Raw genomic sequence first — 15,848 nt, forward strand, 5'->3', positions numbered from 1 at the left:
TATCACTTTTTGATGAGCCGCTTCACTGCTTTCTTTGAGCCATGGACAAACCGGTGACGACTTCGGCGCAAGAAACCGCGCTCGCCTGCATCGACAGCATCCAGCCGCTGCTGTCGGCATGGACGCGCACCATCTTCGATTTCGGCGAGACCGCCTGGCGCGAGTATCAATCGGCCGCCTGGTATGTCGATCGGCTGAAGCGCGAAGGCTTTTCGGTCGAGGAAGGCTCGGGCGGCATGCCGACGGCCTTCTGCGCCCATTGGACGAATGGCGACGGTCCGGTGATCGGCATGTATGGCGAGTATGATGCCGTGCCCGGCAACTGCCAGGATGCCGCGACGGTCAAACGCGCGAGGCCGGGCCTCGGCGTCGAGGCCGGCGGCCACACCGATCCACATTCGGGCCTCGGCATCGGCAGCCTCGGCGGGCTTCTGGCTACCAAGGCGGCGATGCTGGAGCATGGCATCAAGGGCACGCTGCGTTTCACCGGCGAGCCGGCCGAGAAGGTGAGGGGCTCGAAGCCGATCCATGCGGCAAAAGGCTATTATGACGGCCTCGCCGGCATGATCTCCTTCCATCCCTTCTACATACTGCCGCTCTGCAACACCGCGCGCTGGGACACGCATTGCGGCGCCGCCTATTCGATGATCTATCGCTTCGTCTGCGACCAACCGGAAAATTGGGTTCGCGCCAGCGACGGCGCACCGATCCCGCAGGCGCATTCGGCGGTCCGGGCGCCCGGCGCCAACGATGCGCTGATGATGATGTACATGGCCTCCAAGGCGCTGCGCGATTCCATGCTGACGCATCAGGGCGGCTGGTCGATCAGCGAGGCGATCCTGACGGCAGGGCAGGCCACGGCCGACAATCTGCCGGCAGGCCTAGCCGAGATCCAGTACATGATCCGCGTGCCGACCATTGCCATGGCCGAGCAGGTGACCGCCATGCTCGACCGCAACGCGGAAGCGGCGGCCAAGATGAGCGGCTGCCGCTACGAGCGCCACTGGGTATCGAAGTCGCGCCCAGGACTGGCCAACCACGCCATGGCCGACATCACCTATCAGTCACTCTCGACCGTCGGCGCGCCGCGCTGGGACGAGGCGGCGAAGGCCATCGCCCGCGAGGTCCAGGTCAACGCCGGCGGCGAGGCGACCGAGAACCCGTTCATCGACGAGCTGGAGCGGCTGATTTCGCCGCGGGACGCGGAAGCGATCCTGCGCCGCGACCTGCCGCCGTCGCAGCCGAACTCCACCTCTGACGACTATACCGACATGAGCTGGCATGCGCCGACCTCGCGCTTCTATGTCGCCCGTCCGGCGCTGCGCTCGGCAAACGGCCACGCCTATCCAGCGTGGGTGATGAACGCGCTGGGCGGTATTTCCGCCACCATCGATCCGATGGTGACCTGCGCCGCCAAGACGGTCGCGCTGACGGCGTTGCGCCTGCTGGAAGACAAGGCCGCGCGCGACGCCGCCATGGACGAATTCGTCAAGCGAACTGGCGGAGGCGTCGGCGGCTCGAACTGGATCGCGCCGCTATGCGACTACGAACCGCCGATCAACTTCCGCTGGCCGGAATATGTCACCACGCCGCGCGGGCGCGACTGGTGGATCCCGGCCGCTTCCACCGCATAACTGACCAACAACGACACCAGCTCGAGGAGAACTCCATGACTGTCCATGACCGCATCGTCGCCGAGCCGTTCTCGCTGCAGCGCCGCAACCCCAATGGCGGCACCAAGCCGCTGACCGCGTGGGGCTTCGCCAATGAGACCGACGTGCTGACCGACGTCCTGCTCGGCTCGCCCAATTTCCTGCGCCACCTGTCGACCAGTTCGCTGTCGAGAAAATATCTGCGCGAGGCCCCCTGCAACGTCCAGATCGCGCAGGCGCAGCACAAGGACCTCGTCGCGGCCTATGAGCATTTCGGCGTCAACATCCACTGGCACGAGCCGACGCCGGAACTGCCGATGCAGGTCTATTCGCGCGACTCCAGCGTCATGACGCCTTACGGCGCCTTCATCACCGCCATGGCCAACTGGTGGCGGCGCGGCGAGAACTACGCCGCCATCCGCACCTATGAAAAACTCGGCATCCCGATCTACGACATGGTGACGGCCGGCACCTTCGAGGGCGGCGACTTCAACGTCATCGAGGAGGGCGTGGTGCTGATCGGCTGCGGCGGCGCCCGCACCCAGGAAGAGGGCGCGCGCCAGGTGCAGAACTGGTTCGAGAAGGAAGGCTGGGAGACGCGTCTTGCCTTCATCGACGAATATTACGTCCATATCGACCTGATGGTGGTGCCGATCGCCGAAAAGCTCACCGCCGTCTGCCTTGCCTGCACCGAGCCCGGCATCGTCGACTGGCTGAAGGGCAAGGGCCACGAGATCATCGACGTGCCCTTCCAGGACACGATGGCGCTCGGCTGCAACTTCATGTCGCTCGGCAAGGATAGGGTGATCGCGCCGACCTCCAGCAAGACGTTGATCGAGAAGCTGAAAGCTCAAGGCTTCGAGGTCGCGGCCGTCGACATGAGCGAAATCTCCAAGACCGGCGGCGGCATCCATTGCATGGCGCAGGCGCTGAAGCGCGTGCCGGCGTAAGGGTTGTCGAAGTTCGGCGATCGCCCGCGATGAATGTCTATCCCTCTGGTCGCAGGCCAGGGAGATATTGGTCGCGCGGCCTGTCAGGAGATTGCATCGTTCCGGTTCCGGCCACTCCGATCCTGGGCTAGGCTTCAGCCAACCGAAACAGGAATGCCGCAAGGATGATCGTCCAGGCCTGCATCAACGGCGCCCGACCCGCCGACTTCCACCCCGCCTTGCCGCTCGACCCCGAAGCGATGGCGCGCGACGCCGCCGCGTCGATCGCTGCGGGCGCGGCCGAGCTGCACGTCCATGCACGTGGCGCCGACGGGCGAGAGAGCCTGGCGCCGGAAGCGATGGACAGGACGGTCGCGGCACTCCGCCGCGCCTGCCCGGGCACGCTGATCGGCGTCTCCACCGGCGCCTGGATCGAGCAGGACGACCTGCGCACGCTTGTCGCCATCTCCGGCTGGCGCGAACTGCCCGACTATGCCTCGGTCAATCTCAGCGAAACGGCCGCACCCGTGGTCATGGAAAGCCTGCGCCAGCGCGGCATCGGCATCGAGGCGGGGCTGGCGTCGATCGCCGACGCCGAACGACTGGCCGGCCTCGACCATGGCGGCCGGGTGCTGCGCGTACTGATCGAGATTTCCGAGCAGACACTGGACGAGGCCTTTGCGGTGGCCGACGGCATCGAGAAGGTGCTGCAACGCGCCGGCATCTGCCGCTCCATCCTGCTGCATGGCGAGAACGCGACGGTGTGGCCGTTCGTGGAAAGGGCGGCCGCGCGGAAGTTGTCGACCCGGGTCGGGCTGGAGGACGGCAAGGAATTGCCGGACGGGAGTGTCGCGGACGGCAATGCGACGCTTGTGGCGGCGGCGGTCGCGATTTATCGCAGAGCGTAGCAACAGCCAATCTCCCCCCTTGCGGGGGAGATGTCCGGCAGGACAGAGGGGGGTGTGAAGGAACGCCAACGCTGGCGACTTTCCATCAATAACCCGCAGACGCAGCAACTACAAACAGCTGAAAGGTCGGCGGGACAGCACCCCCCTCTGCCCTGCCGGGCATCTCCCCCGCAAGGGGGGAGATCAGCAGTTTCGGGCTCACTGCGTATCAGCGTTCGCCCTCAACTCCGCCCGTTTCTCATCCGACACCACGGCAAGGTCGAGCACCTTCTGCAGGCCCGCCGCGTGGCGGAAGGTCGGCTCGGCCTGCACGCTGCTCCTCACCGCCTCGACGAAGCGCTGGTAGTTGGTCGGCACCGTGCCGGCATCGAGCTCCTCCCATTTGGCGTTCTCGACATTGCTGCCGACACACGCCTTCAGAGCCGAGCCCTCGAGATTGTGCACCACCTCGATGGCGCCTTTGTCGCCATGGATGCGCAGGCGCAGTTCGTTGATATGGCCGGTGGCCCAGCGGCTGGCATGCACCACGCCGAAGGCGCCATTGGAGAAATCGAGCGTCATGGCGAAACTGTCGTTGGCGTCGAGCTGGTACTCGCCGATGCGGTTGTCCGGCGCCTTGTCGAAGGCGCGCAGCCGGCAGAACACATGGTCGATGTCGAGCGCCGCGCCATAGCTGGCGAAATCGAGGATGTGGATGCCGACATCGCCGAGCACGCCGTTGGAGCCGTGGCCGCGCGACAGTCGCCACAGCCATTTCGGATCGATGCGCCAGTCGCCCCAGAATTTCGAGACCAGCCAGCTCTGCAGATAGGAGGCCTCGACATGGCGCACCGTGCCGATCTCGCCGGCCTGCACCATCCGGCGCGCCTTCTGCAGCGCGGCCACGTTGCGATAGGTGAGATTGACCATATTGACGATGCCGGCGGCTTCCGCGGCGTCGGCCATTTCGCTCGCCCTGCCGAAATTCTCGGCCAGCGGCTTCTCGCACAGCACCGGCTTGCCGGCGGCGACCAGCGCCAGGGTGGTCGGGTGGTGGATGCGGTCCGGCGTGACATTGGCGACCGCGTCGAAATCGCCCCAGTCGAGCGCCGCCTCCAGCGAGGTGAAGCGCTTCGGAATCTTGAAGCCGTCTGCGTACTCGCCGACGCGCTTTTCGTCGACATCGACGGCCGCCGCCAATTCCACGCCCTCGATGGCGCCGAAGCGGCGGGCATGTTCCTGCGCCATCCAGCCGGTACCGAGTATCAAAAGCCGCATTTTTTTTCCCCTTGAGCGATTTGGTTCGATTCAATAACGGTGCGAATGTGACCCGGGCGCTGTTTTCGCGCAATCCCAAACGAAGCGGAAAGGCGCTTTTTAGCGGAAACCGACCTCGCCATGTGCATGCAGCTTGGGCCCGCGCTCCTCGATCGGCTCCAGCGCCTTCTCCACCGCCACATTCGGCGCATCGAGGATTGCGGGCTTCGACCCTTGCGGGTTGTGCGCCCATCTCACCGCATTGCGCAGCACCTTCTGCACGGTGGCGTCGTGATAGGTCGGATAGGTTTCGTGTCCGGGGCGGAAGTAGAAGACATTGCCGGCGCCGCGCCGGTAGGTCAGGCCCGAGCGGAACACCTCGCCGCCCTGGAACCAGGAGATGAAGACGGTTTCCAGCGGCTCCGGCACGGCGAACTGCTCGCCATACATTTCCTCGTTTTCGAGCTCGAAGAATTCGCCGACGCCGTCGGCGATCGGATGGCTGGGGCTCGTCACCCAAAGCCGCTCGCGTTCGCCGGCCTCGCGCCATTTCAGCGTGCAGGGCGTGCCCATCAGCCGCTTGAAGATCTTCGAGAAATGGCCGGAATGGAGCACGATCAGTCCCATGCCTTCCCAGACGCGTTTTGCGACGCGCTCGACCACCTCGTCGGTCACCGCGCCATGGTCCTTGTGGCCCCACCAGACGAGCACGTCCGTTTCGGCGAGGCGGGATTCCGGCAGGCCGTGCTCGGGCTGCTCCAGCGTGGCCGTCGAGGCGGAGATCGCCTTGTCCGCATTCAGCGCCTTGGCGATGGTCGCGTGCATGCCTTCCGGATAGATGCCGGCGACCACCTCATTGGTCCGCTCATGGATGTTCTCGCCCCAGACGACAGCGCGAATTGTCATGGATAGCCTCGTGTGTGATTGGGAGCCGCCCCGCGCCATAGATAGCGCCTTCGCCCGGTATTGAAAGCGGTTTTCGACCTTCGCCTCGCTGTGCATGGAGCCCGGCATGAAAGTCGCCTTACCGGCCAGCGATATACGTCCTTATGCTTCGACGTTAATTCAACCCTCGCACAGCCAATTGGCAAGCGCCGCGCCTCGGTTACAATGTCAGCCATGGGCGAAGTGCTTGTAGGGACAGCGATCTTTGCTTGCCTGGCCGGGGCCTCGCTGGTCAGCTTGATGGTGCACGAGCGCTTCCCCGCTCACCACCTTAGGGACGACACCAGCGCGGTGGTGCGGCTTGCCGCGAACCTTTTCGTGGTGATGTCCTCGCTTATGCTCGGTCTGATGATCAACTCGGCCAAGAACACGTTTGAGTCCATCAACGGCAACGTACACACCTTCGCCACCGAGATTATTCTGCTCGACCGAACACTCCGGCATTACGGGCCGGAGGCGGACAGCGCCCGGCAGTCGCTCGCTGCCTATGTCCAGCGCGTCGTCGACACCTCCACCGCCGACAGCGACACAACCGTCGTCCCGAACAGGCTGTCGGAACTGCTGCTCTATCAGGTCGGAGACATACTGGCGGGATTGACGCCCGCGGATGCCAAGCAGACCGCCGCGCAACAGGCTGCGACGCAGCAACTCCAGAAGCTGATCGAGCAGCGCTGGATACTGGCCGAGCAATCCGAGGGCGCCATCCCTGCGCCGCTGATCGTGCTGCTCGTGGCATGGCTGACGCTTATTTTCGCCAGCTTCGGCTTCCGGGCACCGCACAATGGCACCGTCGTCTTCACATGCCTCGTTTCCGGAGCGCTGGCGGCGGCGGCGGTCTATTTGATCATCGACATGGACAGTCCCTTCTCAGGCCCGATCCAGGTCTCGCCGACGCCCCTGCAAAGGGCGCTGGCGGAACTAACGACGCAATGAGTTCACCGGCTAGGTTGCCCCGCCAATTCAATCAGCAGCCTTGCCGCCACCTCGGCGCCGTCGGCGCGGATCTTGCCGGCCACTGCCGCGGCACGCGTGCTAGTTTCGGGCGCCAGCGCCACATCCAACGCCGCCGCCAACGACTCCGCGCTCGGCACCGGACCGTCATTCGCCGCCCCTATGCCCAGTTCGGCCACCCGCCGCGCCCAGTAAGGCTGGTCGCCGATCTGCGGCACGATCGCCTGCGGCGCTCCCGCCCGCGCGGCGGCAACGGTCGTGCCGGCGCCGCCATGGTGGATGACGGCGGCGATGCGGCCGAACAGCGCCTGCTGGTTGACCTCGCTGACGGCGAAGCAGTCGTCGCGGTCGTCGACGGGGCCGAGCTCGGCCCAGCCACGCGCGATGACCGCGCGAAGGCCCCTGGCGCGGATCGCTTCGATGGCAGCGAAGCCGGCTTCCCTGGCGACCGATATCGAGCCGAAGCCGACATAGACAGGTGGCGGGCCTGCATCGAGAAAGGCCTCCAGGCCATCAGGGAAGGGCCGCTCGTCCGGCAGGATGAAGGCGCCGGTCTGGACGGCGTCGATCAGGTCCGAGCCCGGCCATGGCCCGAGCGTCGGGTCGCAGGCGAGCAGGACGGGATTGCCGTAGACATAGTCCCGGACATTTTCCACCGGGAGCAGCCCGAGCGATGCGCGCTGGCCGTTGACCGCTTCGCCGAAGAGCGCGTTCTTGGTCCCGATGTCCATCTCCCACAGCAGCCGGTTGTCGGTCACGCCGGGCGGCAGCGGATGGCTTGGATATTCATGCGGCCGGTTGTGCGGCGACGGCAGCCAGATTGGGCAGAACGTGCCGAGCATGTAGCGCATGCCGCGTTGTTCCGCGACCAGCCGCGCGGCGGCGCAGGACGGGAAGAGACCGAACGCCACCACGGCGTCGCAGCCTTCGGCGGCTGCGCTAATCGCCTCATATTGCCTGGCGACGATCTCGGCCGCCTGGCCGGCAATGAGCCTGGCCCGGTCTTCGGGCGACGCCAATCGCGACCGGTTGATCATTTCCTTCGCCCATTCGCGCACCGGCGCGAAGGCCGGGGCCATCGGCATGCCGGCGCGGGCCAGGAGGGCCGCAAACTCCGCGTCGCCCGGCGCGCTCACTTTGGCCTCGACGCCGTGCGCCTGCAACGCCGCGCCTAGCGCCGCCAGCGGTTCGACGTCGCCGCGCGAGCCGTAAGTCGATAACAGGATACGCATTCCGTGCTCCGTTATGGTTTTTCGGAGCAGCGTTGATACGCCATGGCCGGGGGCTTGCCGCAAGCCCGGGCTGCGCCATATCTACCATCTGGGAAGGGTCGTTATCGCTCCTCCGATGAGGTTGCGATCCTCGCCATGGTTTAAGCGACGGCAAATACTTGGGCGCGTCTTGGCGCCAAGCCCTTCGGATCAACAAGTGGGGATCGATAACAGCCGGCGACCAGCGCGCCGGCCAGGTTCGGCTTAACCCTGGCGGCCTTCCTGGGCGACTTGGGTGGGGAACCTTGTGAGCCGCGGGACGACGACAAGACGCTTGATCTTGCCCTTTTTGTAAGCGGCGAGGAAGCGGTGGTAGTCCCTGAAGACGACGCAGCCATTGGACTCGGCGCGGCCGCCGCGCAGCATGTAGGTATGCGCGAGCAGGCCGTTGCGGCCGTATTTGTTCCTGCCGCTGGCCGGCGTCAGCCGGATCGCCTCGACGCCATGGAAGCGCGATTCACGGATGGACAGGTTGTATGTGTCGGGCGGTGTCGGACCGACATTCTTGCGGTCCACGAAGCGTGGCTGGTCGACCATCGAACCAAGTCCCGAATGCGCCTCCAGCTTCGAGCCGTCGGGCATGTAGACGGTCCTCGCCGAAATATCGTAGACGGCGACGCCATTGCCCGTGGAGGGACCGTTGAAAAGATTGCGGAACGCGCTGCCGAGGCCGCCTCTTTCCGGCGTGTCAGGCTTGGCGTAGGCAAGCATCTCTGACGCCTGCGCCTTGCGCTTGCCGGGCTTGGAATCGGCCACGAGCGGCTTTGAGCCCGGCACGCCCGGCAGGGCCTGGTCGCCGTTCCTGGGCGAGACCGCTGTCGGCGCGCTTTGCGCGGTGTCGGCCGGCTGCGGCTTGGCCCTGGCCGCCTGCGGCTTCGCGATCTCTGGTTTCTGCGGCTTGGCCGCGTTCTGTTCGGGCGCCTCGGTAGCGCGCTCGAGCGTGGTGCGCGGTCGAAGGCCGGGCACGGCGATGGTGTCGGGCAAATCGTCCTGCGGCGGCAGCGAGGCGACCTGGTACTCGCCGTCCTGGCCGTTGTCCGGGGTGTCGGCGACATTTGGCGCGTCGCTGTTTTCGAGCGCGACGGCGGTCGGAATGTCCGCCGTATCCTCCTGCGCCACGTTGGCAAGCGCCAGCGCCAGTTCGGAAGCGCCGGCGATTTGGGCCGGCTGCGAACCGAAGCGGGCTTCCGCCGGGGCATCCGGCTCAGCGCCGCCGAAGCGGCTGGCCGAGGGCAGGCTGGCAAGCAGGAACGGCGCGTTCTCGGCGCGGGCAAAGGCTTCGGCAAGCTTCTGCGGCGAAAGCGCGGCCTTTTTCACCACGCCGTCGAAACGGTCGGCGGCTCCGGCGGCCGAAGCCACCACCACCACCTTCTCCTGCGCGACGCTGTCGGGCGCCGGCAGCCTGAGGCGCGCCATCTTGCCGTCGTGGCCTTCATTCTTCGGTTTTTCAGCAGCTTGGCCGTTATGTCTGAAGCTTGTCGCGAGGCTGAAACAGCCGGCGTCGCAGCCGCCAATGAGCGAGCCCGCCTGGTAGCCGCCATTGGCGGAAAGGCGCGGCGCCCAGGCGTTGGCGATCAGCCGGCGCTGGTCGCCAAGCGCGATGTTGCGCGGCGAAAGCAGGCCTTGCGGCAATCCATTGGAAGCTGCGGTCAGCGAGGTGCTCACCGAATAGAGCCCCGCCAAGGTGGCGACAGACCATAGGGCGAGAGCGGCGCCGACAGCAGGCACCACGACCCAACGATGACCAGACTTTTTCGAAGTTACCCCCCGATGAGGAGCGTCACCCCGGCTTTTCAAACGCAAAAACGCCATACGACCACTCTCAATCGGCATGCCGGTTTGCGGACCTGGCACCCGTCACGATCACAGTTCGCTGGTGCCCCCTGCACCTTCACGCGTCTGTTGCCGATTGATTCAAAAGATGGACAAAGATGGTTAACCAATCCCTCCACCAATCGCCGATTTGGCGACGGTCCATACGAAAAAAGAGCCTCCATGGTCTGCGCCACGGTAAAAATGCTCTTCCTCACCCGCTTTGCTGCCCGTTTTTCCGGCCTCTGTCAAGAAAACGTGAAGGCTGGAACCGCAGCATCTCCGGCCGGCTAGAGGCCGATTAGGGTTAAAATGCGACAGCCTGAAGAATACTGAAAAAGCCAGTTGCAAAAACTTCTGGGCCAGGCGGCGAGGAGTTCGGGGGGAGTCGGCTTGCCGCATATTCGCGACGATCGCCCAAAAAAAAGTCACCCTGCCGGGCGGGCGGGGCGACCTCGGTGCGGCACGGAACAGTCAGCCCGATCTCACTGGCTTCGCAGCCGCGCGAAATCCTTGGGGATTGCCAGGCGCTCCACCAGCCTGGTCAGGCCTTGGTGCTCGCCAGTCATTCACTTGCTGCCTTGCTGTACTGCGCCCGGCACGATCAGCGCTCCCTGGTCAGGCCCCGAATATTTGAAGCCGATAAAAAACAGGGCGAAGATGAGAACGCAGATTGCCAGCACCGTGACGAGGGTCCTTCCCGGGTTTTCGGCTGGCGGTTTGTCTTCCATGGCAATTCGTCTCGGGATCTAAACTCGGCGACAACGCCAGGGTTCCCGCGCCTTCGCCGGCGTCAAGGCTGACGCTTCGCCACGAAATTCTTGCAGAGGCGGCTCCGAGTCCGCGAGGGGCATCACAAAAATGACGCGCTCTCACCGCTATATGCCAAGCTGGATGCGCTAAAGCAGGGTTCATCATTATGGATGCCAGCGAATTGCAGGCCATAGGCGATACGCTGATGCGCGTTGTCACCCCCGATATGAAACCGAAAGACCTGCTCAAGGCGGTGCGAAAACTGCACCCGGACGCCAAGAAGAGGGATATTGCCCGCGCGGCCTTCCACGCCATTATCGCCAACGCCGACCAGGACCCCGGCAAGTCGCGTAACCTTCAGGCCTTCGCGCTTGCCGAGCGTACGCAGCAATCGGAATAAATTGCTGCGAATTGTAGCGTCGGGCTTGCCGGAAACTTAATAAGCAACTGCTAATTTAATGGTTCGGCCGGCAGCTAGCCCCAACCGGTAATTAGATCCCATGACCAAAAACCTCGGCAATGCCAAACCCAGTGCTCCTGCCAAGGAGATAAACACCTCGCTGTTCGGCAAGGCCGCGCCGGCGGTGTTTCCGCTGGTCGTCGCGGCCCTCGGCTATCTCGTCGGCCGGCATTTCTTCGGCTTTTGACGCGGCCGGCTTGCGACGCGCCTTATTTCCGGTCAATCCGATCGCAATTGGCCAATGACAATTCGGCCGTCTTGACTATGCCCTTTGGTCCTAGGGCCTAGGTCGTTCTTGTCCTTGGCCGGCCCCAAGCGCATCCTCACGACAGCCGGCGGCCTCGCAAACTCCGGTCAGGCCCGGCCGCCGAACCCAGTATCACCCCCCAAGGCTGCCGGGCCGCCGGCGCGCGGCGAGTTGATCCGCACTCTCGCACGGCCAAGTGACGGGCTGCGCGATCCGCAGTTCCATTCGGACGCCTTCCAAATCCGCTGCCGACCGAACGCCATGGCGAAGTCGAATTCCGCTGCGCGACGTGCAATTGCTGCGCCATACTCGTTTTCATTCGTGAGGCTTCGCAAACAGGTCGAATAACGGCGAGCCGCTTTGCATTAAAAACCAATAAGCCATGCTTTTCGGCAACTCCAGGCGCGCTAGATCGTATTGGGTCGGAGACAGGCAATTCTTCGAGCGAAGAGCAGGAGCTGTATATGGTAACAAGCGAGCCAGACAGTGTCCGCGTAAAAGCCGTCAATAACCAATGGATCGTGCGCGTCGTCGACGGCGGCAGGCTGACGCAGCAAGTGTTCGATGTCCACGCGCAGGCCGAGGTCTTCGCCGAGGAGGAGCGGCTGCGATTGGGGCTGCCCGGGGAGCCTCCGGCGGAGGAGCCGGTCAGGCCGCTGGGAAGTGGGCGGGCTCGCTGACGGACCGCGGGGGATTGTTGTCCAATGAGGATCGAACGGCTCGCGGATAGCAGACGCCGGCGGTTGGCCCAGCTGCGGCATTGAGAAGGCCAGCGCGCAGAGGCAGGTCGAGCCGCCTACCCCAGATGCTCGGCTCTCAGCTTCTGCTTCATCCGCTCAAGCGCCGGCTGGCCGCCGGCCGCCAGCTCATCCGCTATCTGCGCGAGCTTGTCGTCTGCCTGTCGATATTTGCCGCCCCATGCGCCGAGCGTGGCGAGCACCGGCAAAAGGTCGATGCCGGCATCGGTCAGCCGATAGATCGCCTTCAGGCCGTGGCTCGGGTCGTCGCTGCGGGTGAGGATGCCTTCGTCCTGCAGCGTCTGCAGCCGCTCGGCCAGCGTGCGCGACGAGATGCCTTCGTCGGACTGCAGGAATTCGCGAAAGTGCTTCTTCCCGGCGAAGATCAGGTCGCGGATGATGAGCAGCGTCCAGCGGTCGCCGAGCAGTTCGAGCGACAGGTTGATCGGGCAGCCGGATCTTCCCTTGGTCGACATCGGTATGGTTCCATTTTTAAATCACTTTACTATTGACATCGTTCTCGCGTTGCGTCAAATGGTTCCGAAAGTAAATCATTTGAGCACAGAGGAGCGTCATGAACCAGCAAGCGAACCGCACGGTGGTGGTCGTCGGTGCAACCAGCGAGGTCGGCGCCGAGGTCTCGGCAAAGCTGACCAGGGCAGGGCATGCGGTACGCGGCGTCGCCCGCAGCCTCGGCGTTGCGCTTGATGACCAGGCGGCGCTCGACGCCGCCTTCTCGGGCGCCGACGGAGCCTATGTGATGATCCCCTTCGATGTCACCACGCCCGATCTGCACAGGTTCGAGGACCAAGTCGGTGCACGGCTGGCATCATCCATCGCCAAGGCCGGCCTGCGCCGCGTCGTGCTGCTCAGCGGCCTCAATGCCCATCTCAGAATGGGTACCTCGCTTGGCGCCGCTCTGATGGAAGAGCGGCTTGCCGCACTAGGCCTGGAGGAGCTCGTCTATCTGCGCGCCTCCTTCTTCATGGAGAATTTCGTCAAGGGCATGGGCTTCGTCGAGCAGGCGGCGTCCGGCGTCTTCGCCTCGCCCTTCCGCGGCGACCTGCCGATGCCGTTGATTGCCGCCAAGGACGTTGGCGGGCGCGCCGCCGCCCTGTTGAGCGCCGAACATTTTCTGGCCCGGCGCGTCGTCGAATTGCACGGCGGCGGTTCCTACACGCTCGAACAGGCCACCACGATCCTGGGCCGGGCGATCGGCAAGGATGTCGCCTATCATGAAGCGCCGTTCGCCGAAGCGCGGGCCGGCATGGTCGCCAACGGCATATCAGCGAGTTTTGCCGATGCGCTGGGCGAAACGGCGGCAAGCTTCAACAGAGGCGAGCGCTGGGCGCTGGAGGCACCCTCAGCCGAAAACGCCACGCCGACCAGCTTCGAAGCCTGGGCGCAGGCTTTCGCCCGTTCGCGCTGAGCCGCCTGAACCTTCACGGCAGAAATTCCTAGCGAGGAGACCCAAAATGAAAAAGCTCATCCTTCAGATGCAGATGTCGGTCGACGGCTTTGTCGGCTCCGATGAGGATCGTCGCTGGCAGCTCTGGGAATGGGGCGATGACAATGCCTGGGACGAAGAACTCAAGCAGGATTTCAACGCTGTCTTCCAAACAATCGACACCATCCTGTTGAGCCGCAAGATGGCTGAGGAGGGGTATCTGACCCATTGGGGCAACGCGGCGAGAAAATACCCGAAGGATCGCTTCTATGCCTTCGCGCGATGCATCGTCGAGGCTGAGAAGGTTGTGGCGAGCGACAAGCTCGAGGCTTCGCGCTGGGAACGCACCCGCGTCGTCAGTGGCGACCTGCCGCGCGAGGTCGACGCGCTGAAGCAAGGCGCGGGCGGCAACATCGCCGTGTTCGGCGGCGCGGGCTTTGCGGCCGCGCTGATCGCCGCCGGCTTGGTCGACGAGTTCCAGCTCTTCATCAATCCGGCGGTTCTGGGCAGCGGCCGCCGCATCTTCGAGAAGGGCGGTTTTGCCAAGCTGAAGCTCCTCGGCTCGAAGCCCTATGCCAGCGGCATGGTGGTGAGCCGCTACGCGCCGGCACAATGAGGAGCGACACCGAGGTCGCGCCGGCTTGAATCAATCCGTCAGTGCGTCTTCTCAACCGCCTGTTTGGCCGTGCCTTTCGCGCATCGGCGGCGAGCCGCCTCCGCTGACCAACCGCAGGTGCGCGCCTGGCCGGCCGGGTCGTGGCCAAGCCGCCTGGTCGTTGCCCGCGGCGACGAACCAGCGGGCCTCGCGCGATGTCAGGCCGATAAGCACGCGGCCGGCATATTCGGCCGGCGCGCCATTGCCCGCATCGAACACTGCCCAACTGCCGCCGGGCGGCTCCTGCACCGCGACGAACCTCATCGCAGACTCCATCTGTGAAGAGGTAGGCAATATAGCAGGCGCGACTTGGCGTTCCTATGACGTGGCTCACATTGGCACACTTTTGCGGTGGATAGCACGGCTCCGGCTGCAAGCACGCCGTGATCCACCAGTCTCCTTGGCTGCCGGTCGCCCTATTGCCCAGCCTGGTCGGCGTCGGTCAGCGTGCCGAGGAAGGCGACGATGTCGTCGATCTCGGCGTCGCTCAGCGCCGGCTTGTCGCCCGGCTTTTTGCCATTGAAGGGTGGGTCGGTGTTGAGGTTCGGCCAGTAAGCCTTTGGCAGGTCGTCGAATTTGTCGACCGTGCCGTCCGCCCTCTTCGGATACCAGCGCCCGGGATCCGTATCGCGGCTGGCGTAGAAGGCGACCGCCTCGCGCAGCGAGTGGAAATAGCCGTTGTGGAAGAAGCTCTTTCGCAAGGCCACGTTGCGCAGGGTCGGCGTCTTGAACAGGCCGCAATATTCGGCGCGGCCTTTGAAATCGGTGCGCAGCGGTCCGCACAGGCCGAGGTCGACATAATTGGAATCGGCGTTGGCGGGGATCGCCGGATTGCGCGGCACGGCGATCGCGATCAGGCCGTAGTCGGTGAACTGCGGCGGCTCGCCGTCATTGGCGGGCTCGCTGAGGTGGCAGCTCGCGCAATTGCCCTTCGCTTCGTCCTCGAACAGCATGCGGCCGCGCAATTCCTGCGCCGAGAGCTGCGCCTTGCCGGCGAGGAAAGCATCGTAGCGGCTGGAATAGGGATAGAAATCGGCGCTGCTCTGCTCGAATGTGCCGAGCGCTTCGACCGCGGCGTCGAAGGCATCCTGCGGGTGCTCGAACACATCGGCGCCGAACGCCGCCTCGAAGGCGCCGGCATAGGGCGCCTTGCGCAGCGCCGCGACCACCTCGGCCTCGTCCTTGTTGCCCATCTCGAAGGGCGACAGCAGCGGGATCCTCGCCTGGTCCTTGCCGTGGTCGGCGCGGCCGTCCCAGGTCAGGCCGCCGGTCGGGCCATTGTCGACGCTCTCGTCGCCTTCGTCCTCGGAGTCGTAGAAATGCTCGGTGAAGGCAGGCGCCGCCTGCAGGTAGCGCAGCGACGGCACGGCGCGAACGCCGGGCTGGTCGAGCTTGGCTCCGCCCATCTCGATGGGTGCCGCCGAGGCAGGCCCGAAGGCGTGGTTGGGATCGTGGCAGGACGAGCAGGCCTGCTTGCCCGAGGCGGAGAGCGAAGGGTCAAGGAACATCTGCCGCCCAAGCGCCGTCAGCGCGTCGGCGCGGGCGAAGGCTTCCTGGCGCGACATCGGGCCGGGGTGGACACCGGACCGCTCCGCGGTGCTCGCAGGCGCGGTCAAGCCGACGATCGAGGCCGCCAGAAGGGTGATCGCGTGATTTTTCCGTCCCATCGTCTGTGGCGACATCCCTGATTTCCTTCGCCCGATTTCGTTCGCGACGTAAGGATCGAGTGCAACGGATTGATGACTGGCTTTCTCGCTCACGAAACCGTGTTCGGACACTGCGGAAATGTCACATGGGTGACAAGGCTCCGAAGTAGCTCGGCATTGATGCAGTTGCGTTCCTGCA

The 15,848-nt window shown here is 64.8% G+C and carries 17 protein-coding genes; 9 read left to right on the forward strand and 8 right to left on the reverse strand.

Features of this window, described 5'->3' with window-relative positions; genetic code table 11:
- Positions 1–41: 41 nt before the first annotated feature.
- From FJ418_RS28265 to FJ418_RS28275, 3 genes are all read left to right on the forward strand, one after another.
- Complete coding sequence (locus FJ418_RS28265; protein WP_181167120.1) at positions 42–1,634, forward strand: amidohydrolase; 1,593 nt, start codon at positions 42–44, stop codon at positions 1,632–1,634.
- 35 nt (positions 1,635–1,669) lie between these two features.
- The gene (locus tag FJ418_RS28270; protein ID WP_140871309.1) at positions 1,670–2,602 is read left to right on the forward strand and encodes a dimethylarginine dimethylaminohydrolase family protein; all 933 of its coding nucleotides are present in this window, start codon (positions 1,670–1,672) and stop codon (positions 2,600–2,602) included.
- Positions 2,603–2,766: 164 nt separating this feature from the next.
- Complete coding sequence (locus tag FJ418_RS28275; RefSeq protein ID WP_140871312.1) at positions 2,767–3,489, forward strand: 3-keto-5-aminohexanoate cleavage protein; 723 nt, start codon at positions 2,767–2,769, stop codon at positions 3,487–3,489.
- A 198-nt stretch (positions 3,490–3,687) separates the two neighbouring features.
- Here FJ418_RS28275 and FJ418_RS28280 read toward each other — a convergent pair whose 3' ends face one another.
- Together FJ418_RS28280 and FJ418_RS28285 are read right to left on the reverse strand one after the other, a co-directional pair.
- Positions 3,688–4,746, reverse strand: a complete 1,059-nt coding sequence (locus tag FJ418_RS28280) for a Gfo/Idh/MocA family oxidoreductase (protein WP_140871314.1) — start codon at positions 4,744–4,746, stop codon at positions 3,688–3,690.
- A gap of 99 nt (positions 4,747–4,845) precedes the next feature.
- The gene (locus FJ418_RS28285; RefSeq protein WP_140871317.1) at positions 4,846–5,631 is read right to left on the reverse strand and encodes a ThuA domain-containing protein; all 786 of its coding nucleotides are present in this window, start codon (positions 5,629–5,631) and stop codon (positions 4,846–4,848) included.
- A 213-nt stretch (positions 5,632–5,844) separates the two neighbouring features.
- On the opposite strand from FJ418_RS28285, the gene FJ418_RS28290 reads away from it, so the two are divergent.
- On the forward strand, positions 5,845–6,603 hold the full coding sequence (locus tag FJ418_RS28290; protein ID WP_246677168.1) for a DUF4239 domain-containing protein: 759 nt from the start codon (positions 5,845–5,847) through the stop codon (positions 6,601–6,603).
- A gap of 2 nt (positions 6,604–6,605) precedes the next feature.
- Here FJ418_RS28290 and FJ418_RS28295 read toward each other — a convergent pair whose 3' ends face one another.
- The 3 genes from FJ418_RS28295 to FJ418_RS32100 form a co-directional block, all read right to left on the reverse strand.
- Entirely contained in the window at positions 6,606–7,853 is a 1,248-nt protein-coding gene (locus FJ418_RS28295; protein ID WP_140871319.1) for a glycosyltransferase, read from the reverse strand.
- Positions 7,854–8,096: 243 nt separating this feature from the next.
- A complete protein-coding gene (locus FJ418_RS28300) occupies positions 8,097–9,620 on the reverse strand; it encodes a tlde1 domain-containing protein (protein WP_246683244.1) in 1,524 nt (507 codons plus the stop codon).
- 653 nt (positions 9,621–10,273) lie between these two features.
- Complete coding sequence (locus FJ418_RS32100; RefSeq protein ID WP_181167121.1) at positions 10,274–10,435, reverse strand: hypothetical protein; 162 nt, start codon at positions 10,433–10,435, stop codon at positions 10,274–10,276.
- A 188-nt stretch (positions 10,436–10,623) separates the two neighbouring features.
- Here FJ418_RS32100 and FJ418_RS28305 point away from each other — a divergent pair, with 188 nt between their 5' ends.
- The 3 genes from FJ418_RS28305 to FJ418_RS28310 all read left to right on the forward strand — a co-directional run bounded on the left by FJ418_RS28305 (position 10,624) and on the right by FJ418_RS28310 (position 11,844).
- Positions 10,624–10,857 carry a hypothetical protein gene (locus FJ418_RS28305; RefSeq protein WP_095767121.1) on the forward strand — a complete coding sequence of 78 codons (234 nt, stop codon included), beginning with the start codon at positions 10,624–10,626 and terminating at the stop codon, positions 10,855–10,857.
- A 100-nt stretch (positions 10,858–10,957) separates the two neighbouring features.
- Positions 10,958–11,104, forward strand: a complete 147-nt coding sequence (locus FJ418_RS32105; RefSeq protein WP_181167122.1) for a hypothetical protein — start codon at positions 10,958–10,960, stop codon at positions 11,102–11,104.
- A 524-nt stretch (positions 11,105–11,628) separates the two neighbouring features.
- The gene (locus FJ418_RS28310; protein WP_140703363.1) at positions 11,629–11,844 is read left to right on the forward strand and encodes a hypothetical protein; all 216 of its coding nucleotides are present in this window, start codon (positions 11,629–11,631) and stop codon (positions 11,842–11,844) included.
- Between the two features lie 116 nt (positions 11,845–11,960).
- Here FJ418_RS28310 and FJ418_RS28315 read toward each other — a convergent pair whose 3' ends face one another.
- The gene (locus FJ418_RS28315; RefSeq protein ID WP_140644987.1) at positions 11,961–12,377 is read right to left on the reverse strand and encodes a helix-turn-helix domain-containing protein; all 417 of its coding nucleotides are present in this window, start codon (positions 12,375–12,377) and stop codon (positions 11,961–11,963) included.
- A 98-nt stretch (positions 12,378–12,475) separates the two neighbouring features.
- On the opposite strand from FJ418_RS28315, the gene FJ418_RS28320 reads away from it, so the two are divergent.
- Together FJ418_RS28320 and FJ418_RS28325 are read left to right on the forward strand one after the other, a co-directional pair.
- Entirely contained in the window at positions 12,476–13,330 is an 855-nt protein-coding gene (locus tag FJ418_RS28320) for an NmrA family NAD(P)-binding protein (RefSeq protein WP_140871325.1), read from the forward strand.
- 46 nt (positions 13,331–13,376) lie between these two features.
- Positions 13,377–13,964, forward strand: coding sequence for a dihydrofolate reductase family protein (locus FJ418_RS28325; protein ID WP_140703368.1), 588 nt, complete (start codon positions 13,377–13,379; stop codon positions 13,962–13,964).
- Between the two features lie 51 nt (positions 13,965–14,015).
- Here the strand turns inward: FJ418_RS28325 and FJ418_RS28330 are convergent, their stop codons facing one another.
- The gene (locus FJ418_RS28330) at positions 14,016–14,267 is read right to left on the reverse strand and encodes a hypothetical protein (protein ID WP_140644984.1); all 252 of its coding nucleotides are present in this window, start codon (positions 14,265–14,267) and stop codon (positions 14,016–14,018) included.
- Positions 14,268–14,419: 152 nt separating this feature from the next.
- Positions 14,420–15,685: a cytochrome c peroxidase gene (locus FJ418_RS28335; RefSeq protein WP_140871327.1), complete on the reverse strand. Its 1,266-nt coding sequence runs from the start codon at positions 15,683–15,685 to the stop codon at positions 14,420–14,422.
- Positions 15,686–15,848 lie beyond the last annotated feature (163 nt).

This window comes from Mesorhizobium sp. B2-8-3, from assembly GCF_006440815.1.
GTDB lineage: Bacteria > Pseudomonadota > Alphaproteobacteria > Rhizobiales > Rhizobiaceae > Mesorhizobium.